Origin of the sequence: Xanthobacter autotrophicus, assembly GCF_029991245.1 — a bacterium.
GTDB classification, from domain to species: domain Bacteria; phylum Pseudomonadota; class Alphaproteobacteria; order Rhizobiales; family Xanthobacteraceae; genus Xanthobacter; species Xanthobacter autotrophicus_C.
This window is the reverse complement of the sequence record NZ_JAIVFO010000463.1, coordinates 1-390: the sequence shown is the minus strand read 5'-3', so window position 1 is coordinate 390 and position 390 is coordinate 1. Positions and strand designations below refer to the sequence as shown.

General features: G+C 31.3%; 1 pseudogene. It reads right to left on the bottom strand.

Annotated elements, in window-relative coordinates:
* A pseudogene (locus K9U41_RS23695) lies at positions 1-390 on the bottom strand (MBL fold metallo-hydrolase); the annotation flags it as partial.

Genomic DNA, 390 nt, shown 5'->3' with positions numbered 1-390 from the left:
TTTAAATACTTCGGTTGCGTGGACAGAAAGGGGACTATCAACATAAACTGGTATTTTAATCTTTGGATATTTTTTGAAAAGCTCATTTAGAGCATATACTAGTTCTTGAGATCTTCCAACACTAAAAGATGGTACAATAATTTTGGATTTTTTTTGTATTGCTTCTTTGATAACTTCTTTTAATCTATCTTCTGTAGTTGAATAATCAGCGTGAAAACGGCCGCCGTAAGTGGATTCCATAATTAAATAATCAGCTTCTTTAATTTGTTCTGGATCTTTTAGAATAGGTAAATATTTTCTCCCTAAATCGCCCGAGAATACTATTATTCTTTCTTCATTATCACTTATTTTGTATCTTAAATGTACAATCGCAGAACCTAATATATGGCC